The sequence below is a fragment of the Pandoraea faecigallinarum genome (assembly GCF_001029105.3).
Classification (GTDB): domain Bacteria; phylum Pseudomonadota; class Gammaproteobacteria; order Burkholderiales; family Burkholderiaceae; genus Pandoraea; species Pandoraea faecigallinarum.
On the sequence record NZ_CP011807.3, the window covers coordinates 2,535,167 to 2,559,511 of the forward strand.

20 protein-coding genes are annotated in these 24,345 nt (G+C 64.2%); 2 read left to right on the forward strand and 18 right to left on the reverse strand.

What is annotated here, in order from left to right:
• Positions 1 to 46 precede the first annotated feature (46 nt).
• Positions 47 to 1,420 carry a sigma-54-dependent transcriptional regulator gene (locus tag AB870_RS11155; protein WP_047909110.1) on the reverse strand — a complete coding sequence of 458 codons (1,374 nt, stop codon included), beginning with the start codon at positions 1,418 to 1,420 and terminating at the stop codon, positions 47 to 49.
• Between the two features lie 241 nt (positions 1,421 to 1,661).
• Here AB870_RS11155 and AB870_RS11160 point away from each other — a divergent pair, with 241 nt between their 5' ends.
• Positions 1,662 to 2,654 carry a sigma-54 interaction domain-containing protein gene (locus AB870_RS11160; RefSeq protein ID WP_047908042.1) on the forward strand — a complete coding sequence of 331 codons (993 nt, stop codon included), beginning with the start codon at positions 1,662 to 1,664 and terminating at the stop codon, positions 2,652 to 2,654.
• A gap of 43 nt (positions 2,655 to 2,697) precedes the next feature.
• On the opposite strand, the gene AB870_RS11165 is transcribed toward AB870_RS11160, so the two are convergent.
• From AB870_RS11165 to AB870_RS11205, 9 genes are all read right to left on the reverse strand, one after another.
• Positions 2,698 to 3,642 (reverse strand): glycosyltransferase family 4 protein, encoded by a 945-nt coding sequence (locus tag AB870_RS11165; protein ID WP_047909111.1) that lies wholly within the window; start codon positions 3,640 to 3,642, stop codon positions 2,698 to 2,700.
• A gap of 5 nt (positions 3,643 to 3,647) precedes the next feature.
• Positions 3,648 to 4,787 carry a glycosyltransferase family 9 protein gene (locus AB870_RS11170; RefSeq protein ID WP_047909112.1) on the reverse strand — a complete coding sequence of 380 codons (1,140 nt, stop codon included), beginning with the start codon at positions 4,785 to 4,787 and terminating at the stop codon, positions 3,648 to 3,650.
• Between the two features lie 74 nt (positions 4,788 to 4,861).
• The gene (locus AB870_RS11175) at positions 4,862 to 5,866 is read right to left on the reverse strand and encodes a glycosyltransferase family 2 protein (protein ID WP_047908043.1); all 1,005 of its coding nucleotides are present in this window, start codon (positions 5,864 to 5,866) and stop codon (positions 4,862 to 4,864) included.
• Positions 5,863 to 7,674 carry a carbamoyltransferase family protein gene (locus tag AB870_RS11180; protein ID WP_047908044.1) on the reverse strand — a complete coding sequence of 604 codons (1,812 nt, stop codon included), beginning with the start codon at positions 7,672 to 7,674 and terminating at the stop codon, positions 5,863 to 5,865. The genes AB870_RS11175 and AB870_RS11180 overlap by 4 nt, the downstream gene beginning before the upstream one ends.
• A gap of 1 nt (position 7,675) precedes the next feature.
• On the reverse strand, positions 7,676 to 8,881 hold the full coding sequence (locus AB870_RS11185) for a glycosyltransferase family 9 protein (protein WP_053059685.1): 1,206 nt from the start codon (positions 8,879 to 8,881) through the stop codon (positions 7,676 to 7,678).
• A complete protein-coding gene (locus tag AB870_RS26770) occupies positions 8,878 to 9,501 on the reverse strand; it encodes a D-glycero-alpha-D-manno-heptose-1,7-bisphosphate 7-phosphatase (protein ID WP_167362738.1) in 624 nt (207 codons plus the stop codon). Before AB870_RS26770 ends, AB870_RS11185 begins: the two co-directional genes overlap by 4 nt.
• Positions 9,498 to 10,280 carry an SDR family oxidoreductase gene (locus AB870_RS11195; protein WP_047908046.1) on the reverse strand — a complete coding sequence of 261 codons (783 nt, stop codon included), beginning with the start codon at positions 10,278 to 10,280 and terminating at the stop codon, positions 9,498 to 9,500. The genes AB870_RS26770 and AB870_RS11195 overlap by 4 nt, the downstream gene beginning before the upstream one ends.
• Before the next feature lie 335 nt (positions 10,281 to 10,615).
• Entirely contained in the window at positions 10,616 to 11,140 is a 525-nt protein-coding gene (locus AB870_RS11200; protein WP_418304006.1) for a hypothetical protein, read from the reverse strand.
• Positions 11,115 to 13,415, reverse strand: a complete 2,301-nt coding sequence (locus AB870_RS11205) for an ATP-binding cassette domain-containing protein (RefSeq protein ID WP_064674816.1) — start codon at positions 13,413 to 13,415, stop codon at positions 11,115 to 11,117. The genes AB870_RS11200 and AB870_RS11205 overlap by 26 nt, the downstream gene beginning before the upstream one ends.
• A 297-nt stretch (positions 13,416 to 13,712) precedes the next feature.
• On the opposite strand from AB870_RS11205, the gene galE reads away from it, so the two are divergent.
• Positions 13,713 to 14,732, forward strand: a complete 1,020-nt coding sequence (galE, locus tag AB870_RS11210; RefSeq protein WP_047908048.1) for a UDP-glucose 4-epimerase GalE — start codon at positions 13,713 to 13,715, stop codon at positions 14,730 to 14,732.
• 8 nt (positions 14,733 to 14,740) lie between these two features.
• On the opposite strand, the gene AB870_RS11215 is transcribed toward galE, so the two are convergent.
• The 8 genes from AB870_RS11215 to AB870_RS11250 all read right to left on the reverse strand — a co-directional run bounded on the left by AB870_RS11215 (position 14,741) and on the right by AB870_RS11250 (position 24,345).
• Complete coding sequence (locus AB870_RS11215) at positions 14,741 to 15,511, reverse strand: FAD-dependent oxidoreductase (protein ID WP_053059687.1); 771 nt, start codon at positions 15,509 to 15,511, stop codon at positions 14,741 to 14,743.
• A 20-nt stretch (positions 15,512 to 15,531) separates the two neighbouring features.
• Complete coding sequence (locus tag AB870_RS11220; RefSeq protein ID WP_047908049.1) at positions 15,532 to 16,599, reverse strand: asparaginase; 1,068 nt, start codon at positions 16,597 to 16,599, stop codon at positions 15,532 to 15,534.
• Between the two features lie 142 nt (positions 16,600 to 16,741).
• On the reverse strand, positions 16,742 to 18,187 hold the full coding sequence (locus AB870_RS11225) for an NAD-dependent succinate-semialdehyde dehydrogenase (protein WP_047908050.1): 1,446 nt from the start codon (positions 18,185 to 18,187) through the stop codon (positions 16,742 to 16,744).
• A gap of 51 nt (positions 18,188 to 18,238) precedes the next feature.
• The gene (locus AB870_RS27530; protein ID WP_174554709.1) at positions 18,239 to 18,541 is read right to left on the reverse strand and encodes a hypothetical protein; all 303 of its coding nucleotides are present in this window, start codon (positions 18,539 to 18,541) and stop codon (positions 18,239 to 18,241) included.
• Positions 18,501 to 19,820 carry a type II toxin-antitoxin system HipA family toxin gene (locus tag AB870_RS11235; protein WP_071386865.1) on the reverse strand — a complete coding sequence of 440 codons (1,320 nt, stop codon included), beginning with the start codon at positions 19,818 to 19,820 and terminating at the stop codon, positions 18,501 to 18,503. The genes AB870_RS27530 and AB870_RS11235 overlap by 41 nt, the downstream gene beginning before the upstream one ends.
• Positions 19,813 to 20,178 (reverse strand): helix-turn-helix domain-containing protein, encoded by a 366-nt coding sequence (locus AB870_RS11240; protein WP_237170099.1) that lies wholly within the window; start codon positions 20,176 to 20,178, stop codon positions 19,813 to 19,815. The genes AB870_RS11235 and AB870_RS11240 overlap by 8 nt, the downstream gene beginning before the upstream one ends.
• 60 nt (positions 20,179 to 20,238) lie before the next feature.
• Positions 20,239 to 20,925 (reverse strand): hydrolase, encoded by a 687-nt coding sequence (locus AB870_RS11245; RefSeq protein ID WP_047908052.1) that lies wholly within the window; start codon positions 20,923 to 20,925, stop codon positions 20,239 to 20,241.
• A gap of 231 nt (positions 20,926 to 21,156) precedes the next feature.
• On the reverse strand, positions 21,157 to 24,345 hold the full coding sequence (locus tag AB870_RS11250; RefSeq protein ID WP_157112296.1) for a hypothetical protein: 3,189 nt from the start codon (positions 24,343 to 24,345) through the stop codon (positions 21,157 to 21,159).

Below are 24,345 nucleotides of genomic sequence, written 5' to 3' on the forward strand. Positions count from 1 at the left end.
GGCCCCACCGGATGATCTGCACGAGGCCAGACGGTCCGCACATCGCTCATCCCGAGCGCGCCTTCGAACCGTCGTCCTTGCCGGGCGTCTCGGCCAGGCGGCTGTAGAGTGTCTTCAGGCTGATGTTGAGCATCTCGGCCGCCCTCGCCTTCACACCGCCGCATCGCGCCAGTGTGCCCAGAATCAGTTGCCGGTCCATGTCTTCGAGCGGCGTTTCTAGCGGGACGGTAACGCTGTCGTCGTTCACGATGGCCTCGTCCAGCTCGGCAAGGATCGGCGGCGGCAGCGTCTCGATCACCTCGCCATCGTTGAGAATGCGCGCTCGATGCACAAGGTTGCGCAATTCACGCACGTTGCCCGGCCAGTCGTACTCGCTGAGCGCCTTGAGTGTCGCGGCGTCGAAGCGCATCGTGCGGCCATCGGTTTCGGTCAGCGACGAAAGGAACGCCTTGGCCAGCATGGGGATGTCGTCGCCGCGTTCGCGCAGCGGCGGAAGTGTTACCGGAAACACGTTCAGGCGGTGATAGAGGTCGAGACGGAAACGCCCTTCGCTCACGGCGGCTTCCGGATTGACGTTGGTCGCTGCAATGATTCGCACGTCCACGTCGATTTCCTGTGTCGAGCCCAGACGCATGAGCCGTCCGGTCTCGAGCACCCGAAGCAGTTTGACCTGCGACTCCGGTGGCATCTCCGTCACTTCGTCCAGAAACAGCGTGCCGCCGTCCGCCCGTTCGAAGAAGCCTTTGTGCTGGCGCTCCGCCCCCGTAAAGCTGCCACGGTCGTGACCGAACATTTCGCTTTCGACGAGATTGGCCGCAATCGCGCCGCAGTTGACCGCGATGAAAGGTCCTTTGCGTCGCAGACTGAGATCGTGCACCGTTTGCGCGGCAAGCTCCTTGCCGGTGCCCGATTCGCCCATGAGAAACACGGACGCCTCGCTCGGCGCTACCCGGCTGATCGCGCGATAGACCGTCTGCATGGCCGGGGAACTGCCGAGCATTCGGCCGAATCGTCCCAGTTGCTGAAGTTCCCGACGTAACGCAAGAATCTCGCCGCGAAGCTCGTCGGGACGAGGCACCCGCGCAATTATGCTGGTCAGACGCTGCATATTGAGGGGTTTGACGAGATAGTCTGCGGCGCCCTTACGCAAGGCATCGATGGCGGTGTCGAGGCTGGCGTGGCCCGTCATGAGCACGACTTCCACATTTGCCGCATGCGGAAAATCGCCGAGCAAATCCATGCCGCTGCCATCGGGCAGCATGAGGTCCGCCAGAACCAGATCGGGCACCCGTTTGGCGGCCCGTTCGCGCGCTTGCGCGAGCGTGGACACGGCATCGCACGTCAACTGTTGCGTCTGCACCAGCGCGCTCAGCATGTCGCGTGTGTCCGCGTCGTCTTCGACGATAAGAATGTATGGCATTGCGGTGTGCCCCATGAGGACCGATATGGTCGCAATGTTCGGACAGCATCGGAATTTCGAGGTTGCCTGCGGCGTCATGCAATGTGGCTATCCGAAACGCTTCAGGTGCGCAAACAATCAATCCGGTGCTGCGTTCGATACGTTACTCTTTATAGATCGAAATCCATCGAGCGTCTGTCAGCGCCGTCTTACAGATCCGGCTTCACCGGACGTTGCCGTCGGGGCAAACAGGGAGAAATGCATGGCAGTGCATCAGAATGCGTGCACGCGACTCGCCGGAGACTCGCGAAGCGTGATGGCGTTGCGTGCCAACGTCGAACGGTTAGCTAACGTACCGGCCAGCGTGTTGATCGTTGGCGAAAGCGGCAGCGGCAAGGAGGTCGTTGCCCGGTGTCTTCATGACGTGAGTCCACGTCGCGCAGGTCCGTTCGTCGCCGTGAACTGCGCCGCCATTCCTCACGAACTGGCGGAATCGCAGTTGTTCGGTCACGAGCGGGGCAGCTTCACCGGCGCCGTTTCGCAACGCGTCGGCTTCTTCGAAGCTGCGTCGGGAGGCACATTGTTTCTCGATGAAATCCAGGACATGCCAATAGCGCTGCAGGTGAAGCTCCTGCGCGCTCTGGAGACACGCACGGTGGTTCGCGTCGGGGGCTATGAGCCGGTGAGCTTCGATACCCGGGTCATCGCCGCCACGCACGCGAATCCCGGCCGCGCCGTTCGTGACGGCCGTTTTCGGCAGGACCTGCTCTTCCGGCTGGCGGCATTCACGCTCCACGTGCCGCCGTTGCGACGCCGTGAGAACGATGTCGTCGCGCTGGCACAGTCTCACGTGGACCGGCTCAACGCTCTCGACGGCACGGTGAAGCGGCTGTCGTTGCAGTCGCTGGCCGTGCTTCGCCGGCACTCCTGGCCAGGTAACGTGCGAGAACTGCACAACACGATTGAGCGTGCGTTCATCATGGCGGACCGTGATCTGGAGCTTCAGCCGCTTCCGGTCCCGAAACAACGGGAAGAAGTGCTCGACGGCGCGCTCAACATCCCTATCGGCGCCACATTGGCGCAGGCGCAACAGTCGTTCATCGCCGCCACGCTGCGCCATTTCGGTGGGGACAAGCCGCGCACCGCGAAGGCGCTCGGCATCAGCCTGAAAACGCTTTACAACCGTCTCGCGCTAATGACCGGCGATGCGGAAAAATCGGAGAATAGCGAGGAAGCGGCCAACGCATTGTCTTGATCCTGTGCCGGTTTCATACGCTCCGCCAGCGCGCCCGGCCGGGTCACTGCGTGAGTTCTCTGAGCGCGCGATCCCAGTCCTGCGCAAATCGTCCGATGTGAAACCGTGCCTGTGCATCGCGCCGGGCCGCCTGTCCCCATTCGTTCGCCAGCGATGCGTCGCGGATCAATCGACGCATCGCGTGCGCGAGCACGTCGAGCCGCGTATCGGCCACGCCGTTGTGTCCCGAACGGATCAGCATCGCCATCTCCGTCGTGGCCAGCGCAACGACCGGCAGCCCCGCCATCATCGCCTCGATCACTGCCAGCCCGAGGCTCGTGTAGCGGATCGGGTTGAAAAAGAACCGGTAGGCGGACATGAAGCGCGGTAGCTCCGAGGCTGCAATTTCGCCGATGCCCCCCAACGCCTGCGCGTCCATGCCCACGAGATCGAGCGGGATCTCGTTGCGAAGCTGTTCGAAAACATCCGCCCCGAGCCGTCGGCCGCGGCGTGCCAGATGGTTCACGACCGTGATGCCTTTGGGCAGCGTGCCGTGCCAGTCGACGTCGTCGACGAGTTTCACGCCGTGCTCGATGACTCGCGTGGGGGTATCGCCCGAATCCCACATCAGGGCATTGAACGGTGTCACGTGAATCAGCATGACATTGCGATCCTGCACCGGGTGACGCGTGTTGGTCGGATGTGCCTGAGGCGGATCGTGCTCGACGAACGCCGTGGGCAGGCGCCGTTGCGCTTCCGAGAGCAGCGCCGGACCGTCTTCGAGATAGTGGCGGTGGTGCTGATACAGCACGCAGTCGAATTCCGTGTGAGGCACCGCGTGGTAGGGCACCTCGTGCACGTTGCCCCCCCACGGCAGCGCGCTGCCGCAACCGGCATAGCCGGCGGGATTGCCGGGCTTGGTCACGATATAGAAGTCATGTGGCGCGTGGGACAGATAGAACAGGTAGTTGCCGTGAACCTGCCATGTGAGAACTTTCAGGCGTTTCATATGTTTCATATGGACTCTCCCGCAATATCCTGCGCTGCGAGCATAGCGTGCACGCGTCGCATGACCTCGGCCACCGAAATGTCCTTCGCGCATTCGTGGCCGTATGGACACGTATGAAACATGCAGGGACGGCACGCCGGATACTTCGCCACGACGTTGTGACGCGCGGTGTCGGGCGGCGCCCAGCGTGCCACGTCGCTTCCGCAGGCGACGACGATGCTGCGCGTACCGAGCGCGGCGGCGATGTGCGAGACGCCGGTGTCGTTGCAGATCAGCAAGCGGGCATGCGCGACGAGCGCGGCCAGCGTGCCCAGCGATGTCTTGCTGCAAAAATCGACGATCGGCTCGTGTGCCCGCGCGTTCAGGGCCTCGGCGATTTCCCGTTCCTGTGCCCCGCCTGTCAGAATCACCCGATATCCCTGTCGCGTGACCTTGTCCGCAATGCTCGCGAAACGTTCCACCGGCCAGCGGCGCGACGGCATTCTCGATCCCGGATGCACGATGACGTAGCGGCCCGGCTCCAGCCGGAACTTGTCGCACAGTACCTGGAACGTTGCGTAATCCAGCGCCGCGAGCGGAAATTCGAGGTGATCGCCCCAGTCCTGATAGCCCATGGCTCGCGTCAGCGCGAGGCATCGGTGCACCTCCGAGCCCGACTCCGGCCACGGAAGGCCGTGTTGAATGTCGTGCGCCGGCATGCCGGACGCATCTGGCGAAACGCAACGCATATCGTCTCCCATATTGGTGCCCATATCGGACACCGTACCCGACGGCACGAATCCGGCGCAGCGCTGCGCACCCATGCTGTTGACGACGGCGTTCGAGTATGCCCCGCTGCCATGTAGTTGCACGGCGAGATCGAAGTGACGCGCCCGGCACTCACGCTCGAACACGCGGCGCTTCTCGAGGTCGATGCCCTGCTCCGGCAAGCCGGGTGCCCCCGGGAACGGCAGAAAATCGTCGATGTACTCCTTGAAGCGTGCCGCAAACGACTCGGCCCAGGGCAATCCCACGAGCGTGATGCGTGCGCCGGGTTCGCCCAGCCGGATCGCTCTGAGTGCCGGTACCGCGCACAGCATGTCGCCGAGTTGCAACGCCCGGAACACGACGATACGGCGGTGTGTGCCGAGGCTCGGAATGTCCATGCGCGCGGGCATCCCGGCGGGAGGCAACGGTGTGCCCGTCGCATGGGTGGCCGTTAGGGACATCGGAAGCCGGCTCATAGGAATAGCACCCTGAAATGAAGACCGCCCCGCACGCGCCAGTACAACGACACCGGCGGAATGGCGATTGAAGTCCAGATCATCTCGGCGACGTGTGCAGGCGTGCGCGCGGTATGCCGGAGTCGTCTGGCACAGAACATTGCGGTGGACGCGGCCCAGACCGTGAGCGCCACGATGGCCGCGGCGTACTGCGCGCAGGCGAGTAGCACGACGGCAGCCAAAAGTGCCACACCGGCGGTGTAATACAGCCACGGCGGCGAAGGCCGGATATGGCGCCGGTATAGCGCCGGATACTTCTTGTAAAGCAACGCATCGAAGAATACTTTCGATTGCTGGCCGATGCTCACGCCCCAATGCGCCGGGCGCACCGGGTGCACGACCTTCGCCCCCCGGGCGAACGAAATGGGGCCGACCGAGCGCAGTGCAAACATGAGATCGGCGTCTTCGCGCCATGCACGGGTGAACCGTTCGTCGAAACCGCCCACCGCGTCGAGCGCATGTCGACGTACGAAACAGTTCGCGGTGGCGAATTCGGCATGCGCAAGCCCGCTGGCATCTCGCTCGTAATCCGTTGGCGGGTCCGAAATGGGCATGTCGATCTCACCCGCGACGGCGACGGCGTCAGGTTCGCGAAGTAGCGCCGCACAGCCGCCGCGCAACCAGAGAGGGTCAGGAATCGTGTCGTCGTCGGTGAATGCCACGACCGGTGCCCGGGCGCAGCGCCACCCGGCATTGCGCGCAGCGGCCGGCCCTTGCGTCGCGGTGACCGGCAGGTAAGCGATCCGGGGCGCGCCGGCCGTCAGCGCCTGACACCTTGCTACGACTTCGCGAGTGGCATCGTCCGGCCCGTCGTCCGCGACGATGATTTCAAAGGCCTCGGCGTCGAATTGCTGAGCGCACAGCGCCGTCAGGCATCGATGCAGCAGATCCGGTCGCCGCCACGTGGGCACCACGACGGAGACGACCGGTGCGACATCGGTTGAACCGCGATCCTCCGTCATTGCGATTTCTCCAGCAGAAACGGACCGATGACAAGGGCGTCGAGCGGCGACGCCCAGAAGCACTCGATGGCGTCCCGCGGTGAACAGACGATGGGTTCGCCGCGCGTGTTGAACGATGTGTTCACGAGCACCGGCACGCCGGTCAGCGCTTCGAACTCGGTGAGCAACGCGTGATACATGGGGTTTTGCGAGGCGTTTACCGTCTGCACGCGCGCGGTGCCGTCCACGTGACAGACGGCAGGGATGCGCGTCTCCTGTCCGGGCACGATGCCATAGACGAAAAGCATGAACGGCGCGTACAGCGATGCGCCCTGTGCGCTCTGCCCCGCCTGGCGTGTGCGGAACCACTCATGCGCCTTCTCTTCGAGAACCACGGGCGCGACGGGCCGGAAGTCCTCGCGATCCTTGATCTGGTTCAGGCGCTGCTGCATGCCCGGGTCCAGTGGCGAGGCCAGAATCGAGCGCGCGCCCAGAGCCCGGGGGCCGAACTCCATGCGCCCCTGGAACCAGCCGATCACCCGATTTTGCGCGAGCAGCGCGGCCGTCTCGCGCGGCACGTCATCCATGCGGCGATAGCGGAGCTTCGCCTCGTCGAGGAACGCATGGATGGCCGCTTCGCTGTAGGAGGGCCCGAGATAGGCGTGCTCCATGCGCCAGTCGCCGCGGCGGCCGCGTTGCTCGAAATCCACCCACAGGGCCGCGCCCAGTGCTGTGCCCGCGTCGCCTGCGGCCGGCTGCACCCAGACCTGGTCGAACGGGCCGTCATCGCGCACCCGGGCATTCATCACACAATTGAGCGCCACGCCGCCGGCCATCGCCAGACAACGCTCGCCGGTCTCCTGCGAAAGCCATGCCGTCATGTCGAGAACGACGGATTCGAGCGTGTCCTGCAAGGATCGTGCGATATCGAAATGGCGCTGCTCCAGTGGCCAGCCGCGCTGCCGCGCCGGCCCCAGCAGTTCGGTCAGATCGCGTTCCGGGACGATATAGCTGCCATTGCCTGCATACCGCGCGAGGGCTTGCATCTCCCGCATGAACGCAGGCTGACCGAACGACGCCAGCGCCATGACTTTGTACTCGTCCGACGAATGCAAAAAGCCGAGATGCCGGGTGATCCGCTCGTAGAGCAGGCCAAGCGAGTTCGGCAGGTCGATCTGTTTGATGCGCTGATACCGGTTACCGTCGAACACGCCATAGCTGGTCGTGGCGATCTCGCCGCGACCGTCCATCGTGAGCACCGCGCAGCGCTCGAACGGTGCGGCGAGAAACGCGCTCGCCTCGTGTGCGAGATGGTGTTCGACGTAGCGCCACGCATACGGGCCGTCGTGACGCAGTCCGCGAAAGCGCTTTTGCAAATGATGCGGCGCACCGTCGGCGAGCTGGCGCGGCGCGTTGACAACGTACGACAGAAACAGCGGGTCCCACGGCGACCCGTCGCCCGTGGGCCGTGCGTGCGCAGACGGCATGAGCGGCAATTGCATGAAGGCGTTGTGCGCCGGGTCGGCGAACTCGCTGCGCATGTCGATGCCGGCAATGCCGCCACGCGAGACTTGCAGCCACGGATCGTAGGCGTAAGCCACGTCCTGGACGTCCCGCATCTCGATGTCGGCGGTTTCCAGGCAATAGTCGATGGCGTGATACGGCAATTCCCACGCCGAAAACGGCACCGGCCGCTTCCCATGCTTGATATGGGTGAAGCGTTCTTCTTCTGCCGCGGCAATGACTTCGCCGTCGCGGATCAGGCAAGCGGCGCTGTCGTGAAAGGCGGCGTTGATGCCCAGCGTGTAACGTGTTGCGGACAGCGGCATATTATCGGCTCCTGGAGTGGATCGGGCGCACATTGCTGGCCTCGCGGCCGGTCGATGCGGTTTTACGCGGGCTGGCTTGCGGACTCGGCTGCGGAATCGATTGCGGCGCACGCAGCAGCGCAACGGGCGAAACCTCATGCGGCACCGGAGACGGCAGCAGGTGGCGGGCGGCGGCGACCACCGCGTCGGGCGACACGCCGCTCAGACAGGGATGCCCCGGCACGGCGCATTCGCTGCGATAACAGTTCCGGCATGGCACGTCGACGTTGAGCACGCGATGCGGCACCTGCCACGGGCGATGTTGGGGGTTCGTGAGCGCATAGAGATCCACCACCGGAGTCCCCACGGCCGCCGCGATATGCACCGGCCCGGTATTGTTCGCGACGAGCAGATCCGCGCGCTCGATCAACGCGGCAAGCCTGCCCAGCGACAGCGCCCCCGCAAGCGGGAGCGCCTTCTTGCCGATCCGCGCGCACACGGTCGCGACCAGCGCATGCTCGTCCTGCCCTCCGGTGACGGCAACGCCGTCGAAGTCCCGCGCGAGTTGCGCGCCGGCTTCGGCAAACCGCTCAACAGGCCATCGACGCGACGGCGCGCTCGCGCCTGGATGAATCACCAGCCAGCGTCCCGAGGCGTGCCCATTGCCGACCGAGGCCAGCAATTCCGCGATGGCGCGCCGGTCCTGACGCTGCACGGCGAAGCCGAGTCGCTCGTCGGAGGCAATCGCGCCCACCGACTGTACGAGTGCCAACTGGCGAACGACTTCATGGCGCGTGCCCGAATGCGGTTCCGTCTCGACAATGCGGTCGGTGAGCAGCGCGTACGGATTCTCGCGGCAATGCGCCAGGCGCAGCGGGATACCTGCCAGACGGCACATCATCGCGGCGGGCAGCGGACTCTGCGAATAGACGGTGAAGATCACGGCGGCATCGAAACGCGCCGCGCGAAGCTTGTCGACGATGGCGAGGTCCGCGTCCGCCGATGCAACGACGGGATGCTTGACCCAGGGCGCGTCGTAGGCCCAGACGTCATCGACCATGTTCAGATACGGCGCGAGTTTTGCCGCCGCCGACGACGTGAGCAGTGTGAGATGACGCCCGCTGCCGGATTGCCTGAGCGCTCGCATCGCAGGCGTCGTCATCAACACGTCGCCCATGTTGTCGAGCCGCACGCACAGAATGCGCCGTGCCGCACGCCAGTAGCTCATGATGGTGTCCCGAAGGTCGGCCGCCCCGTTCGCCCCGTTTCGCGAACCTGGGACAGGACGAGCCGAGCAGCGGCATCGACAGTTCCCACGGTGTGATCCGGCGTTCGGTGCGCGCCGCCGCGCCACATCGTTTCGTTACCGCAGTCCACGAGGATCGTCCGGCATCCGGCGACGTTGCCCGCTTCGACGTCGTCGAGAATGTCACCGATCATCCAGCACGCCGACAACGGCACGCCGATATGACGCGCGGCCGCCTCCAGCAGGCCGGGGGCGGGTTTGCGACACGCGCAGACGATGCGATACGCCGCCTCGCGTGCCTGGGGATGATGCGGGCAGTAGAAGAATCCGGCGAAATCCACGCCGTAATACGCCAACGCCCGCGAGAGATAATCGCGCACGTTGCTCAGCGACGACTCGGCGAAATAGCCGAATGCCACCCCCGGCTGATTGGAGACGACCGCGACCGGCCATCCGAGCGACGCGAAGTCGCGCAGCGCCTGCTGCGCACCGGGCGCAAGCCGGATCCGGCCGGCATCGACGTTGAACGGCTCGTCGTCGATCAATGTCCCGTCCTTGTCGATGAGAATCGCGCCGTCCATGGCGAGCGCCCCGCCGATCATGGCCATGATGTCTCGCGCATCGGCAGCACCATCACCTCCGGGATGACCGTGCCTTCCGGTTGGGTCAGAACGAACCTCACCGTGTTGGCGACGTTCTGCGGCGGTTGCAGCGTCGATTCGTCGATGTCCGGGAAGCGGTCGAGCAGGAACGGCGTACGCATTCCCCCCGCGACGATGGCGGACACCTTGATGCCTGCGTCGCGCAACTCCGCGTGCAGTGCATGCGACAGGCCGAGCAAGCCCCACTTCGTGGCGTGATATGCCGAAGCGTTGGGCCACGCGCGTTTGGCGGCGGTCGAGGCGACATTGACGATATGTCCGCCGCCGCTCGCACGCATCATCGGCACCGCCGCATGGCACATGAGATACGGGCCGAAGAGATTGGTCATGAGCACGTCGTGCCATGCGTTGGGGCTGACCTCGTCGACCGGCGCGGTGATGTCGATGCCCGCGTTGTTGACGATGATGTCCAGGCCGCCCATGCGGGCACGCGCGTCGTGAACGGCTTCGGTGACGGAAGCCTCATGGCGTACGTCGAAGCATTGGCATGCGACGTCGAGCCCGCGGGCGGCGAGCGTCTCGCAGGTCGTCGAGGCGCTCGCGCGATCGACGTCGGCCAGCGTGACGCGTGCCCCTGCGCTGGCGAGGTTTTCACAGATCGCTGCGCCCAGTCCTCGTGCGCCGCCCGTCACGAGCACGTTTTTTCCGCGTAGCGGTAGCTCGGCGCGTTCGGATCGTTCGGGGGCGAGACTGGCATCGCGGATATCCTTTGCTGACATGCTGGCTCCTGAGAAACGTAGGGGATGGGCGCACGCTTGATTCGACAAGCGACTGTCTCTGACAGAGCGAATTGCGTGCCAGGGGCGAAGGGCCGCGTCACGCGAAGTGAAGGTGGCTCGCGCAACCCGTTGTTTCGCATGGGCTTATGACGTTCGTGAGGGAGTCGGTCCCGCGGCCAGTGGCGAACGGCGCGCGCAAACCGCGCGCCGCTCCCCTGCCTTTCTGCCAGCCGTATGTAATTTGGCGTTGACGGCACCGCAGATTCGCGACATCGCCGCCATTGGCGGCGGTCGTTCACGCCTTAGTCGCACATCGTTCGAACGTCATTTGCGCGTCATTCGGATCTCAGGGCCAGCGTCTCCGCCGTCCCGTTCGCGCGATGTTGCGCCATGGCCCGCAGGCAGTGCGCGACGCACCCGGCAAGGGCCTCGTCGAAATGCGGCAACGCGCCCGACACCGCCACGACGATGCCGTGCTGGGCCACGCTGCCCCAGAGATTGGTATCGCCGCAGCGCAAACGGTACGGCTCGCACAGTTGCACCACGCGACTGTCTTTGCCGGTGAGCCACGAGACACGAGCCTTGGCGCGCGCGTATGCGCCGTAGTCGGCGTCCCACTGTTTCGGATCGGGCAGCGACAACTCATAGAGGATGGATTCTTCGAACGTCGCCACGTTCGGGCCCATCGCAGGGTCCATGACGACGATATGCAGGCAACCGCTCTGCCCGACGATGTCGTTCTGCATGGCACTCAGCAACGTCGGCATGAGCAGTTCGAGCGCGGCAATGGCCGCCGCGCGATTGGCGAAGTGACTTCCTTGAAAGCGTGTCATATCAGAGCCGGTGAGGTTCGCAGGGATGTTGCGTCGTTGGGGCACTCGCCGCATGGACGTCGTCAGTGCCAGACGGCGTGAGGCTGGGACGGACGTCAGTAAGGACATCCGTATCGTCGGCACGCAGCGGCACCGAGATGCGCAGCGCGACACCGGCGTCGTCCTGTGTGCGGGTGATATATGCGCCATGCTGTTCGAGGCTCGCCTGAATCGAGGCAAAGTCGAGCAGCGAAAGTTCCGGCGCATCGAATAGCGGGCTGGCGATGTCGACCATCGCGTCGGTGGCGTCGTGTCGCACGCGCACATCGAGGCGACCGCCTTGCCCCGTCGCTTCCACCCCGAACCGGCACAAGTCCCACAGGACATGATGCAGGCTCGGCGCGTCCGCGGTAACGACCGGGTTGTCCGTCGCCATCTCCCGGTTGACCTGGGTGCCGCGCGCCTCGATCGACTCGCGCAAGGCGTCGAGCACGCCCTCGACCAGCGGCACCAATGGCACGGCCTGCATGACGATATGACGCTCGATCTGTTCGAGCGCGCGCTGCTGCTCCTGGAGTTGCCACATCTGCGCGTAGACGCTGCCGCGCGCGAGCAGGTCATCGTGCCGGCCCTGTTCGACGATGCGCCCGCGCTCCATTACGAGAATCCAGTCGGCGCCCACGACCGTGGACAGGCGGTGCGCGATCAGCAGACTCGTGCGGTGCTCTGCGAGTTGCATCATTTCGTCCTGAATCGCGCGTTCGGTACGGGTGTCGAGCGCGGAGGTCGCCTCGTCGAATACAATGATCGGCGGACGTTTGAGCAGCGCGCGGGCAATGGCGATGCGCTGGCGCTCGCCCCCTGACAGCCGCATGCCGCGCTCGCCGACTTTCGTCTCGTAAGCGTCCGGGAGCGCCTCGATGAATGGCGCGAGCTGGGCGCTGCGGGCGGCCTTGACGACGTCGGCGCGTGTGGCACCGGGGCGCCCATAGGCGATGTTGTAGGCGAGCGTCTCGTTGAACAGTATGGTGTCCTGCGGCACGATGCCGATGGCGTCGCGCAGGCTGTGCTGCGTAACGTCGCGCAAGTCCTGACCGTCGATACGAACCGAGCCGGCGTCTGGCTGATATAGCCGGAAGAGCAGACGCGCCAGCGTGGATTTTCCCGAGCCGCTGCCGCCCACGATGGCGACTGTCTGGCCGCTGCCCACGCGAAACGAGACGTCATGCAACAACTGGCGGCCGGGCTCGTAGCTGAAGTCGACGCCCGAGAACTCGATGGCGCCGCCTTCGATCTTCAGCGCATGGGCGCCGGGCGCGTCGTCGTCCTCGTCGTCTCGTCCTTTTGCAAACAGCAATGCGAAAAGGCGTTCGATATTCGTGATGGCGTCGTTGGTCTCCCGAAATACGAAGCCCAGTGCGTTGAGCGGCAGACTGACCTGGATGATGTACGCGTTGATGAGCACGAGATCGCCGATCGTCATGGCGCGGGTCATGACGTGCTGCCCCGCGAGCAGCATCACGGCGGCGATGCCCGCGCCGATGCAGGCGCTCTGCCCGATATGCAGCGCGGAGAGCGCGGACTGGTTGGCGATACCGGCTTTCGTCCAGTCGTGCGCGACACCGCGAAGCCGTTCGGTCTCGAACGACTCCCGGGCGAAGTACTTGACGGTATCGGCGTTGAGCAGGCTGTCCACGATGCGGCTGCTTTGGACCGCTTCAAGGGCGTTGACCTGCATCTGCATGCGCATCCGGCGGCGCGTCGCATACGCGGTCCACACGGCGTACGACAGGAACGTCGCGGCGATGATGGTGAGGAAACCGCCGCCGTAGTTGCGCACGATGATGACCAGAATCAACCCGATCTCGAACAGCGTGGGGACGATGGCAAACAGCGATACCCCGAGCAGGAACCCGACGGCGGCCGTCCCCTTCTCCATGTCGCGGATCACGGCGCCGGTTTCGCGCTGCGAATGAAAACGCGCCCCCAGCCGATGCAGATGCGAGAAGGTATTGACGGTGAGGTCGGCGACCGTGCGTTGCGTGACTTCGGAGAAGACGACGTCCCGGACTTCGTTGAAGGCATTCGACAAGAAGCGCACCACCGCATAACCGAGGATCAGGAACACGGGAAGCATGGCCACGGTCGGCGCGCCGAGTTCGTCCACGATGCGCTTGAGCAGCACCGGGACCGACACCGAGGCCAGTTTCGCCGCGACGAGCAGGCTCAGCGCGATGACCACGCGCCTTCCGTGCGCACGTACGGCCTGCCACAGATAAGTCGCGATTCTCCATCTCACATTGCCTGACTCGAGCCTCATCATCGGATGCCTGTCCTTCAGGGACGCGGGTTGCCGGACATCCGTGCGGGATTTCGATGCCCGGCGCTTGCCGCCGAAGTTCATTGCGGTGCAAGAGCCGTACCAGCGTGCCCATGCGGTGCGGGTGTGTGGCGGGGGGCGCGATGCAGGGAGAAATCTGCAAACCGATGCAATTTGGCAGCGAAGCGCGCCGACACGCCCGCGCGGGGGCGTCGCGAACCGACGCCACGGCGCAAGGCACGATATTTGCGAGACGGCAGGCCATCTGACCCAGGACCTTGGCACGCAAGGCAATCATCGATGCGTCGAGAAACCGTTCTCGTGACGGGTGGCACCGGCTATATCGGCTCACACACGTGTGTTGCGCTGCTCGACAGCGGCTTCGACGTGGTGATCGCGGACAACCTCGTCAACAGCCGAAAGGCCGTCGTCGGGAGGATTGCCGGCATTTGCGGGCGCACGCCCTCGTTCATCGAAGCGGACATTTGCTCGCCAGGCGTTCTCGACCGGATTTTCACGACATTCGACATCTCGTCGGTCATTCATTTCGCGGCGCTCAAGGCCGTGGGCGAATCCGTGGCGCGTCCCGTCGATTACTACTGCAACAATGTGGGCGGCGTTCTGGCGTTGATTCATGCGATGCAAGCGCATCATGTCAGGCGTCTGGTCTTCAGTTCCTCGGCAGCCGTGTACGGCAATCCCGAACGGGTGCCCGTCGACGAGTCATGTGCGCTGTGCGCGGCAAGTCCCTATGGGCAGACGAAACTGGTCGCCGAAACCATGTTGCGCGACACCGCTCATGCCGATCCGACATGGCGCATTGCGGTGCTCAGATATTTCAATCCGGTGGGCGCCCACGAAAGCGGACGCATTGGCGAGGACACGGTTGGCGCACCGAACAACCTGATGCCGTGGGTGACGCGCGTCGCGCTTGGGCGCGCCCCCAGACTGAAGGTGTACGGCAACGATTGGGACACGGTGGATGGGACCGGCATGCGCGACTACGTCCACGTCATGGACATCGCGCAAGGCCACGTGATGGCGCTCGACGCGTTGCAGCGTCTCGGTCACGGCTTTACGGTCAATCTGGGAGCGGGTCGCGGTTACACGGTCTTGCAGTTGATCCGCGCCTTCGAGGCGAGTTGCGCGCAGCGCGTGCCTTACGAACTCATGCCGCGGCGCGAAGGCGACGTCGCCTGCTGTTATGCGGCGACGTCGCGCGCGCGCGAATTGCTCGGGTGGGAGGCCAGCCGGAGCCTGGAGCGCATGTGCATCGATCACTGGCGCTGGCAGGTTCGCAACCCGAACGGCTATGGATAGCCCCGGCCTTACAGCGCCATATCCGGGACTTTCTTCACCACGCCGGGGTTCGTCATCGGTGCCGTGCCCGGGACCACACCCTCCAGGCTCGGCGGGGCGATGGCCAGTTGCAGGGTCTCGGCCGTCGTCGCCCATTGCGCCGCCATCTTTTCCTCGCGGTCCGGATTTTCGGTGACGAGAAACTCGCCGCCGACCGGGAAACCGCCGTACGGCTTCGCCTCGGGAATGCCCGAGAGCTGAAGCAACGTCAAGGCGGCGCCCCCTGCACCGATGAAAACGTGGCGCGCATCCACCGTCTGAATCCTGGAACCGTTGATCATGTCGCACGTCGACACACGCCATGTGCCGTCTTCGTTACGTGTGATCGAACGCACTTCGTATCCGGTCGTGACCTTGACACCCGACTTCGTCGTGAGATGCTCATAGAACTGGCGGGTAATCTCGCCGAGATCCACGTCGGTGCCGAGCGGCGAGCGCGTGGCCGTGACCACCTCGTCGGCCTTGCGGCCTTCCATCATGATCGGAATCCCCTCGGCGATCTTGGCCGGATCGGTCGTCATTTCCATACCGGCGAACAGCGGCGAAGTCTTCAGTGCCTCCACACGCTTGCGGATGAACTCCCGGTTCTCTTCCCCTAACACGAGATTCATGTGCGGCGTCGAATTGATGAATTCGCGCGGATTGCCCAGAACGCCCTTGCGCACCTGATGGGCCCAGAACTGGCGGGAGATCTTGAAATTTTGGTTGATGTGCGGTTTCCGGCGCGATCTTCGCGACATGTGGGGAGGGATCGACAGGATCAATACGTGGCGTCGAACGCCTTCTGCACCTTGTCCGCCGAGTTGACGCCGTTGCCGATCAGCAGTTGGGTGAGTACGCGCGCTTTCTGCGGATTCAGATCGTAGGACACCACGAACCCGGTCTTGTCGTCGGAGACTTCGACGTTGCGGTTCACGAAACCGCTACCGACCCGAGACGACCGGACCACGACGACGCCCTGCTTCGCCGCGGACGCCAGCGCATCGAGCGCAGCCTTGGATGCGTTGCCGTCGCCCACACCCGCGAGCACGATGCCCTTCGCGTTGTGCCGCAACGCGTCGTCGATTTGCGTGGCGTCCATGTCGGCATGCGCGTAAACGATGTCGACGCGTGGCAATCCGCCATTCGGCACGCTCAGCGGCGGTTTGCGCGCCGCGGGCGCTGGCGTCAGATAACGCACCGACGCGGGATCGACATAGCCGAGCGGTCCGCCGTTGGGATTGCCGAACGTCTGTACCGAGGTCGTGTGGGTCTTGGTCACCCAGCGCGGCCCGTGGATCGTATCGTTCATGACGATCAGCACGCCGCGATTGCCGGATTGCGCGCTGGCTGCGACTTCCACGGCTTCATAGAGGTTGCCGGGGCCGTCGGCACTCACCGCCGTGCTCGGGCGCATCGACCCGACGAGCACAACCGGTTGACGGGTGGCGAGTACGTTATCGAGGAAGAAGGCGGTCTCCTCCATCGTGTCGGTGCCGTGCGTAATCACGACGCCATCGGCCTCGTTACGATCGAAGGCCTGCTTGATTCGGGCCGCCAACTGGTACCAGACCTTGCTGTTCATGTCCTGCGAGCCGATGTTCGAGATCTGCTCGGCCTTGATGTTCGCCAGTTTGTCCAGTCCGGGAACGCTGGCCATGAGTTGCTCGCCGGTCACGCCGCCGGCGTTGTATCCGATCGCCGAGCGGGCGTCTCCGGTGCTGGCGATGGTGCCGCCCGTCGCCAGCACCAGAATGCGCGGCTTGGCCGTGCCGGCATCTGCTGCTGTCGCGATGACGGCATAACTGCCGGCGCTCAGAGTGAGTGCGGCCAGTGCCATCGTTTGCATCACAACTTCTCGAGGGGTCTTCGACGTTGTCATCGTTATCTCCAATGCTGTCGTTTATCGAACATCGCACAGACGGCTTGCGCGATGCCCGACGCTCGAGCGCCGCGCCGCTGAGCCGCACTCAGACCATGAACCCTGCCGCTCAGTTGGCCATCACGGAAACTGCCTTGGTCACGAGGTAAGCTTCCATTGCCTCCGGACCGCCTTCCGAGCCGTAACCGGAGTCCTTCACGCCGCCGAACGGCATTTCCGGAGACGGCGTTGCCGGCTGGTTGACCCACAACATGCCGACTTCCATTTGCTGCGACAGCAGATGCACATTGCGGAACGACTGCGTAAAGGCGTAACCGGCCAGTCCATACGGCAGACGGTTGGCTTCGGCAATCGCATCTTCGAGCTTGTCGAAACCGCGAATCGCCGCAACCGGGCCGAACGGCTCATTGTTGAAGACGTCGGCATCGAGCGACACGTCGGTGAGCACTGTCGGCGCGAAGAAGTTGCCTGACGTACCCACGCGTTCGCCGCCCGTGGCGATTGTCGCGCCGGTCTTGCGCGCGTCGTCGATCACACGGCTCATGGCCGTCAGGCGGCGGGCGTTGCCCAGCGGCCCGAGGGTCGTGCCCTCGGCCAGTCCGTCACCCAACTTCAGGCTTTCGGCGTGCTTCACAAGCGCTTTGGCAAACTCGTCCTTGACGCTGTTGTGCACGAGAAAGCGCGTCGGCGAAATGCACACCTGACCGGCGTTGCGGAACTTGGCACCTCCGGCGGCCTTGACCGCCAGCGCCAGATCGGCGTCTTCGGCAACGATCACCGGCGCATGGCCGCCCAGTTCCATCGTTGCGCGCTTCATGTGCAGACCGGCCAGCGAGGCCAGTTGCTTGCCGACCGGCGTGGAGCCGGTGAACGTGACCTTGCGGATGATCGGATGCGGGATCAGGTAGCCGGAGATCTCGGCCGGATCGCCGAAGACGAGACCCACGACACCTGCGGGAACCCCGGCGTCGACAAACGCCTGGAGCAGCGCCGCCGGCGACGCCGGCGTTTCTTCCGGTGCCTTGACGAGGAAGGAACAACCGCAGGCCAGGGCCGCACTGAGCTTGCGAACCACCTGGTTGACCGGGAAGTTCCACGGCGTGAACGCGGCGACCGGGCCGATCGGCTCCTTGAGCACGGTTTGTTGCGCGCTCAGATTCCGCGACGGCACGACGCGGCCGTACACACGCATGCCTTCGTCGGCAAACCACTCGATGATGCCGGCACCGGACAGCACTTCGATACGCGCTTCCACGAACGGCTTGCCCTGCTCCTGCGTCATCAGACGGGCGATGGCGTCGGCGCGCTCGCGCACCAGCGCAGCGGCCTTGCGCATCGTCGCGGCACGCTCGACGGCCGGCACCTTGCGCCAGGTGGCGAAACCGCGTTGTGCGGCGTCGAGAGCGCGGTCGAGATCGGCGATGCCCGCATGAGCCACTTTGCCGATCACCTGCCCCGTGGCCGGGTTGACGACGTCGAGCGTCTTGCCGCTGGCGGCATCGCACCATTCGCCGTCAATCAGAAGCCGGGTGTCTGTGTATCCTGACGTAACCATTTGAATTTCCTAAACAATTGGACAATGGGGCGAAGTGCGCCTCGCCCCGCTTTACATCGACGCTTCCAGCATCTCGCGATGATCCTCGGCGGAGGCGTCCCGCGGGTGGGTCCTGTGGCTGTGATCCTTCAGCGCACCCTCGATAATGCGCGGGAACGGCTCGCGAGTCACGCTCGCTTTCGCCGTCCTTTTGGCAATCGACGGCCCCGCGTCATCGCCGGATGCCGGATGCCTGGCGTGGCCGGGCCTCATCGAGTTCCGGCGCGAGCCCGGCATCGTCGCGCAGCGAGAAACGTTGCAGGAGCACTGGCGGTCATGAGGGGCGAACGATGCTTCGCCGTTGGCGTTGACCAAGAGTTTTCGCGTCAACCGCCGTCGCGCCTGTTGCGATGGCTTCGGCGAGTTTGAATGCTGGCCGTTGCTGTTCGAGGTCTTTGTCGCCCAGTTGGCATGCCTGCACGTACATTTCGCGCCACGATGCACTGACCGTTTGCGCCATCGTGCGAAGCGTCTCCCATGCCTCGACGTGATCGTAAGCAAACAGCGGCGCGGCCGAAATCAGGCTTTCCGGCGAGGCGATCCGGGTTCCTCTGGCGACCTCCATCGCTTGCACGCGTTGGCTCTGCGGCATTGCGACGATATCGTACGCCGGCGACAAGGTCCACGAACCATCGCGATAGAGAAGACCGTGATTTCTCGGATGGTCGTCATAGTTACCGACCAGTGCGTTGTACGCCATTCGGCGCCACAGTTCCCGCTGTTGTTCCACGGCACTCCGGTGGCGGTCGGCACACCAGCGTCTCAATTCATGGGACAGTTTTGGATAGGATCGATCCGGATCTTCGCGTGTGACGTCGCTGTCCAGGCGAAGCACCGTCGCCGCGCTGGCAAACAGCAAACGCTCGACACCGCCCTCCGAGACTTTCCGGTCGAATCGCTTCACCATCACAACGTCGTGCGAACCGACGCGCTCGAACGTCACATCCGCCACGTCGAGTCCACATCGTTTTGCCAGGGACATGGCCACGTACTCGCGTGCGGGAAGCAGCCGTGCGCCGTTGCGTGGCTGCAATTTTGCAATCCACCACTCCGAGCGCCCGTCCACCGCCCGAGCGACCGTCAATTTCGGTTTCTCGCCGCCGAGACTGGTGCCGTCGTCGTCCCCCGTCAATTGGCGAACCAGGCCTGTAATCGACTCGCCGATATCGGTACGCGTGAGTTGCGCATGGAGTTCATCCTCGCGCGGAGGCCGAAACGCGACTTTGCGCGCGATGTGTTCGGGGGAACAGACTTCGATCGCTCCGACGCCGTCTCCCACGGCGAAATCCATCCGCTCGATTTCATCCAGCGTTCTGTTACCGTATTTGGCGTTCAACAGGTCAAGGCCGAACCCTTCCGGAGCGGCATCGCGCAACACACCGAACACGCCGTTCATCTTCGACGTCGTCACGGGTTTCGTCGAGCGCGAGAATGGAAGATTGATGGGATCGATGGCGACAGCCTCCTGCCGGGCGCGGTAATCGTCCGAATAGCGGAAGGCGCCATGCCCCGGCGACCAACGGAAGGTACCGCACACCACGGGGTCAATTGCGCCAGGCAACCAGACCCATACCGGACGCTCCCGTTCACCCATGCGGGGCTCTCCTGCGTCCTTTGAGGCGCTCCATGGCCGCACGCTGGATGACCGGGTCCTTCTCCGGATCCAGCGCTTCGCGCAGTCCATCGAGCAAATCCAGGACCCATAAGGCGTTCAGGACTTGTCCAAAGCCGACGGACGGTCTGCCTTTCTCGATGTTGACCACGGTGTTCACACTGGTCCCCATCTTGGCAGCCAGGTCGGACTGCGTCCATTCGCGCGCTCGGCGGGCGAGCGCCACCGTCTCGCCCAATGCAGTGACAACCTCCTCTGCCTCAAAGGGCAAAAGGTCGGCGTGCATCTGTTTTTTCACAATAAACTCAAAGAAATTGCGGAATATTTTGAGTTTATACAAATTTTATCGGTTTGCAAGGTGACTTTGCACCGACCCGCGCAGAGTACGGGGCGCAGACGGTCAGCGCGCCGGCACCGGGGCAACCGATTCGTGCGACGTGAGCGTGCGTTGCGGCGCTTTGTGCACCATGGTGTAGGCATAGTCCACCCCCATGCCATACGCGCCGGCATGTTCCTTGACGAGTTTCATCACCGCATCGTAAGTGTCACGCCGTGCCCAATCGCGTTGCCATTCGAGCGCCACCTGTAACCAGGTCACGGGCACAGCGCCGGCCTGCACCATGCGCTGCATCGCGAAGTCGTGCGCTTCCTTGCTGGTGCCGCCGGAGGCGTCGCCGACCATATAAATCTCGTAGCTGCCTTCGAGCATGGCGCAAAGCGCGAACGTCGTATTGCAGACTTCCGTCCACAGGCCGGCCACGACGACCTTCTTGCGGCCGTTTGCCTTGAGGGCGTCGCGCACCTTCTGGTCGTCCCACGAGTTCATCGAGGTCCGTTCGAGCGTCTTCGCATTCGGGAAGACGTCGAGCACTTCCGGATAGGTATAACCGGAGAACGATTCGCTCTCGACGGTGGTGATGGTCGTGGGGATATCGAAGACCTTTGCGGCCTTGGCCAGCCCGACCACATTGTTCTTCAGCGCCTGGCGATCCATCGACTGCACACCGAACGCCATTTGCGGCTGGTGGTCGATGATGATGAGCTGGCTGTTCTGAGGGGTCAAAACTTCGAGTTTGGGATTCGACATGGTCGGGGTCCTGAGTCCTGGGTTCGTGAATAGAGTTGCGCCGTGCAACCCGACAAAAGACTAGTCGACCGAGGCCCGGCCGGAACATCAGATTATGGTATTAGTGCGCGAAACCCTCCCTGCCATCGCCGTGACATTCAGCGGGCACCGGCCTGACCGACCTGACCGGCCAACGAGGCCGGCCGCAACGCTCATGACGGCGGTCATGACGACGGACCGGGCGCGATGCGCTCATGGCTGATCGTCACGCGCTTTGAGCTGGTACTGGTACCACGCGATCAGGGCGATGATGAACAGCACGAGGAAGATCGGAATCATGTAGCCGCGCGCGAGCCATCTCAGGAATGGATCGCAGAACAGCAACGCCAATCCGAGCAGAATCCAGACAGCGGCGACCACGAGTGCAGGCACGTGATAGTAGCGCGCCATGAGTTCGCGCCAGCGGCACGACGCGTAGTACGCCACACCACACCCGGTCAGCAGCAACAGCACAAGCTTGGTGGCAAGCCGGAACGCATACAGGTTCTCGCACACCGTCTTGCAGACGGCCGAGGACTGAGCGCCCGCCGGGATCTGGTAATGATCGGCCAGACACTCGCTGATGCTGCGAGTCATCGCACAAGCCTGAACGCCCGGCGTGGGCGTCGGGATGCGCGTGCCCGCAGACGGCAACACCGGCGCGGCCGCATCGGCAGAAACCGCATTGCGCAATGGCATCGGCCAGAATCCGATGCCGCCGAAGTTGTCCTGCGCGTACACGATATCGTCCTGAAGCTGCTGCCAGTTGTCGTTGTCGAACGTGATGACGGGAATGATCCGACGCAACACCGTCCTGCGGTCCTCGCCATGCAGCCCCGCTTCGACAGCCTCGCGCAGCGTTTTTTTCGAATCGGTGGTTGGTTCGTCGAGCAGTACCAGAAAGTTCGGACGCCGCATCCGGTCCCGGTCCACGCGTGCAAGCAAGTCGGTCGACGCGTTCTTGTCGGTGTCCGTCACCAGTTGCAGCAAGTTCGCGTAGGCGTAGATGCCATGGCCCACCCGGTCGTGCCGCATCATGATGTCGATGCGATCCCCCGCCCCGGCCTCGCGCAATTGGCTGCGCAGTTGATCCACGAACTGATTGAACACGACGATCGACACCGGGTCTTGCGGATACCCGTCGAAAAAAAGCACGACGCCGCTGCCGTTGGTTGGCGCGAATCGCGCGCCGAACGGTAAGTGGTTCGACACGGTTGCCGTCCAGTTCCGCAAGCCCATCGAGAGCAGGCGCACGATGTCGTCGCTCAGGCGGTTCATCACCGCCACTTTCCGGTCCTTGTCGAGACGCGCCCACGTGCGCCAGTCGTTACGCTGGATCACCCACTGCACGTTGCTCTGGTGCCGTTGGGCAACGGACACGAAGTCGCCGGAGAGCGATGCCGACGTCTGTGCCTGCTCGACGAAGCTGCCGCCGTAGTTGGCCTGCACGAGGCTGCCGGTGTCGTCGAACGTCGCGCCGTAATAGCCGATACGCGTGAGCGTGCTGAAATCGACCTTTTGCCTGGGGCCCGCCATCCAGAACGGGAAAAAGCCGTAGACCGTGCCTTGCAGATGGTCCAGCAGGCAACCGCAGCCGTCTCCGCTCCAGTTCACCGGCTTCGTGGGATCGAATGCCGGTCTCTTGCGCGCGGTGGCAACGAGCGACGGCCGAAAGCGGTCATAAAGCGCCTGCATCAACTGGGGCAACGACAACGTGTCGACGTTGCTGCACGTGCCTTTGCGCCACAGCGCTTCGAGTTGGGCGAAGAGCGCCGGGTCGCGCAGTACCGCGGACAACTGCTGCATCTGCTCGGCGGAGATCCTGCGCGCGTCTGCCACGCTGCCCGGAATCCCCGTTGGACACGCGCCCACGCCGTCGCGCAAGCGCGCCATCACTGCACGGTCGAACAGCCACAATTGGGGATATTGCAGCCCCTGCAAACCTCCGAGCATGTCGAGAATGACGGGCGGCACCGATTCGTTTCGGCGGCTCGCCGCCAGTTCCGCCAATGCCTGCGCCGACAGTACGTAGGTAGTTTGCGCCTGCGCGGCGTGCAGGATCTCCGGCACGTACGGATCGACCGGTGTCTTGATGTCCGAGGTGGCATCGAGAATCGCTTCGTTGAAGTCTGCCTGGCTCGCGTACTCCTGCGTCAGATCCGAGACGGCGTCCACGATGTCCTTGGGCACGCGCGCACCGTTGCGTAGCTGCTGGAGCGACGCGTCCGTCAGTTGGTATGTCGTGGTCACTGCCACGGCGCGCGCCTCGGGCAGATAGGTCTCGGCCTGCTTGCCGAGGTCCTTGAGCGCGTCGAGCACTGCCGCGTCGAATAGCGGCTGGTTGAGAAAGATCTTGTCCTGCAAGGCAGACAGGTGATCGACGACCTTCGATTTGGAGGCCAGCAGCTTGAAATCCGCAGCGTCGAGCGTGTAGTTGTAGATCGTGAGCAAGGCCCGGTCCGGATCGGGACCCGCGTTGCGGTTGCCGTCGGTATCGAGATGGTACAGCCAGAGCATGGCCGCAATTTCGTCGTCCGTACCCGCGAGGCGGATCTGGTAATAACGCGCCTGCTCCTTCGGCGCGAAGCCGTCGATCCAGCGACCGAGGTCGGCACCGACCAGATCCGCCTTCCATTGCGGATGCGCGCGCACGATCGATGCGAACTTCAACAATGCCTGCACCGATGCACTGGTCAGATTGCCGACCGGCTGCATCTTGAAATCGAGCCAGAAGCGGTTGAGCCACGACAACGTAATCGGGCCGACCAGGTTGTCCGACAGCGGCCGGGCGCTTTCGCGATAGGCCTGAAGATAGGCCGGATCTTCCGAATAGATGACCAGAAGCGCCTGCTGGATGGCGCGGCGGGTCGCGGGCGCGAGATGCCGCACGACGTCGGCGGAAATCAGCACGGTGCCGGGGCCGGATGTCGGCTCTGGCGCGACCTGAACGGTATTGACGATGCGCCACGCCTGCTCGGGCGTCATCGGTTTGCCGTCGTTGCCGATGGGCGGCGCCATGCGCGAGGCTCGTGCGGCGGGCGGCACCGTTTCGGCCGGGGCCGCTACCGGCTGCGTTGGCGCGCCTTTGACGGGTGCAGGTTGGGCCACCGGTGGCACGGCGGTGGTGGCCGCTGCACCCGGCGTGGAGACCGGTTCGGGAGCTTGCGCGGCACGCGCCGCCGATGGCGCGCTTGTCGCGGACGCGGCCTCGGTAGCCGCCGGCGCAACGGGTGCCGACGACGGCGACGACGGCGATGAGGGCGATGACGGCGATGATGGCGTTATGCGCGGTGCCGAAGCGCCGACGGCGCTGGCCGTCAGCGACACCGTCATGGCCATCAGTACGGCGCATAGGGACGACACCCGTCTGCGGGAACGCCTCGTGAAGTCGACGTGGCTCAT

What these genes read in the sequence shown, in the direction of transcription:
- AB870_RS11195 (WP_047908046.1), bottom strand. Translation starts at nt 10,280, where the DNA reads ATGTCAGCAAAGGATATCCGCGATGCCAGTCTCGCCCCCGAACGATCC.
- AB870_RS11215 (WP_053059687.1), bottom strand. Translation starts at nt 15,511, where the DNA reads ATGTCGCGAAGATCGCGCCGGAAACCGCACATCAACCAAAATTTCAAG.
- AB870_RS11225 (WP_047908050.1), bottom strand. Translation starts at nt 18,187, where the DNA reads ATGGTTACGTCAGGATACACAGACACCCGGCTTCTGATTGACGGCGAA.
- AB870_RS11155 (WP_047909110.1), bottom strand. Translation starts at nt 1,420, where the DNA reads ATGCCATACATTCTTATCGTCGAAGACGACGCGGACACACGCGACATG.
- AB870_RS11220 (WP_047908049.1), bottom strand. Translation starts at nt 16,599, where the DNA reads ATGCAAACGATGGCACTGGCCGCACTCACTCTGAGCGCCGGCAGTTAT.
- AB870_RS11235 (WP_071386865.1), bottom strand. Translation starts at nt 19,820, where the DNA reads ATGGGTGAACGGGAGCGTCCGGTATGGGTCTGGTTGCCTGGCGCAATT.
- galE (WP_047908048.1), top strand. Translation starts at nt 13,713, where the DNA reads ATGCGTCGAGAAACCGTTCTCGTGACGGGTGGCACCGGCTATATCGGC.
- AB870_RS11250 (WP_157112296.1), bottom strand. Translation starts at nt 24,345, where the DNA reads ATGAGCCACGTCGACTTCACGAGGCGTTCCCGCAGACGGGTGTCGTCC.
- AB870_RS11160 (WP_047908042.1), top strand. Translation starts at nt 1,662, where the DNA reads ATGGCAGTGCATCAGAATGCGTGCACGCGACTCGCCGGAGACTCGCGA.
- AB870_RS11205 (WP_064674816.1), bottom strand. Translation starts at nt 13,415, where the DNA reads ATGATGAGGCTCGAGTCAGGCAATGTGAGATGGAGAATCGCGACTTAT.
- AB870_RS11165 (WP_047909111.1), bottom strand. Translation starts at nt 3,642, where the DNA reads ATGAAACGCCTGAAAGTTCTCACATGGCAGGTTCACGGCAACTACCTG.
- AB870_RS11170 (WP_047909112.1), bottom strand. Translation starts at nt 4,787, where the DNA reads ATGGACATTCCGAGCCTCGGCACACACCGCCGTATCGTCGTGTTCCGG.
- AB870_RS26770 (WP_167362738.1), bottom strand. Translation starts at nt 9,501, where the DNA reads ATGATCGGCGGGGCGCTCGCCATGGACGGCGCGATTCTCATCGACAAG.
- AB870_RS11185 (WP_053059685.1), bottom strand. Translation starts at nt 8,881, where the DNA reads ATGAGCTACTGGCGTGCGGCACGGCGCATTCTGTGCGTGCGGCTCGAC.
- AB870_RS11175 (WP_047908043.1), bottom strand. Translation starts at nt 5,866, where the DNA reads ATGACGGAGGATCGCGGTTCAACCGATGTCGCACCGGTCGTCTCCGTC.
- AB870_RS11245 (WP_047908052.1), bottom strand. Translation starts at nt 20,925, where the DNA reads ATGTCGAATCCCAAACTCGAAGTTTTGACCCCTCAGAACAGCCAGCTC.
- AB870_RS11180 (WP_047908044.1), bottom strand. Translation starts at nt 7,674, where the DNA reads ATGCCGCTGTCCGCAACACGTTACACGCTGGGCATCAACGCCGCCTTT.